The 1,368-nt window shown below is 76.0% G+C and carries 1 protein-coding gene; it reads right to left on the reverse strand.

The features are described 5' to 3' along the window. Window positions 1–4: 4 nt before the first annotated feature. On the reverse strand, window positions 5–1,368 hold a 1,364-nt coding region (locus ACFU7Z_RS39455; RefSeq protein WP_380782990.1), incomplete at its 5' end, for a PucR family transcriptional regulator.

Genomic DNA, 1,368 nt, shown 5'->3' on the forward strand with positions numbered 1-1,368 from the left:
CGGACTACTCGTCCGCGGGCAGCCGCAGTTGCAGCATCGCCAGCAGCCGCTGCTGCGGCTGGGCGAGGTCGATGCCGGTCAACTGCTCGGCGCGGCGCACCCGGTAGCGCAGGGTGTTGGGGTGGATGTGCAGGGCGTCCGCGGCCACCCGGACCTCGCCGAGCGCGTCCAGCCAGGCCAGCACCGACTCGGCGAGCCGGGTGCCGTGCCGGCGGTCGTACGCGGTGAGCGCGGTCAGCCGCGGGTCGCGCAGGCCGGTGCGCTCCTGGAGCAGCGCGAGCATCTCGCTGACCAGCACCTCCGCCTGGACGTCGATCAGTGCCGCGACGTCGAGGTCCACTCCGCCGCGGCCCATCGCGTCCAGGATGCGGTCCGCCTGGGCGCGGGAGTCGGGGACCTGGGCCAGGCCGTCGACGGTCGAGCCGATCGCGGCGCGCAGCGGGACGCCGAGGTGCTCCCGGGCGGCCGCCACCACCTCGAAGGCCCAGTCGCGCACGGTGGTCATCGGCAGGCCGGGCGGCAGCTCGGGCAGCAGCACGTACACCCGGGACTCGATCGGGGCGAGCAGCGCGGTGCGGTGCCGGGCGGCGGTGTGCACCGAGATCAGGCCGGTGACGTCGGAGCGGTGCAGCACGTCGGTGGTGTGCGCGCTGTAGGCCAGCACGGTGGCCGGGCGGCGCAGGTCCAGGCCGAGGTGGGTGGCGAGCGACTGGGGGCCGGTGGAGCCCTCCAGCAGGCCGGTCAGCAGCGTCTGGGTGAGCCGGACGTCGGCGGACAGCTCCCGGCGGCGGCGCACCAGCTGGGCGGCCGCGACCCGGGCGGCGCCGACCAGGGACTGTTCGGCCAGCGGGGCCAGCGGCTGGGCGCCCTCCTGCACCCAGATGGTGCCGAGCGGCTGCGCCCCGGCCCGGATGCCGACCGCGAGGCGGCGGCGCAGGCCCAGCTCGGGGTGCGGCTCGACCGCGATCGGGGTGTCCGAGCTGCGCAGGTGCTGGAAGATGCCCCACTCGCGGAGCTTGGACAGGTACGGCTCCGGGCCCTGCCAGCCGAGGATGGACAGCCGGCGCAGGTCGTCGACCTCGTCGGAGTCGGAGGAGCGGGAGTAGGCCAGCACCCGGCTGGAGGTGTCCTCGATCGAGACGATGCCGTTGGTGAGGACGGCGACGGTCTGGGCGAGGGAGAAGAGGTCGCCCGCGTTGGGCTCGGGGGCGCCGGGGGCGTCCGGGGCGTCCGGGCCGGCGATGATCGCCCGGGCCAGCGAGTCGAGGTGTTCCCAGCGGGTCTCGCGGCGCACCGAGAGCAGGGCGACGCCCGCGTCGGTGGCGGCCTCGCGCAGCGCGGTCTGGGCGGTGTCGGCGGTCCACGGGT

Origin of the sequence: Kitasatospora sp. NPDC057518 (assembly GCF_042802075.1) — a bacterium.
Lineage (GTDB): Bacteria > Actinomycetota > Actinomycetes > Streptomycetales > Streptomycetaceae > Kitasatospora.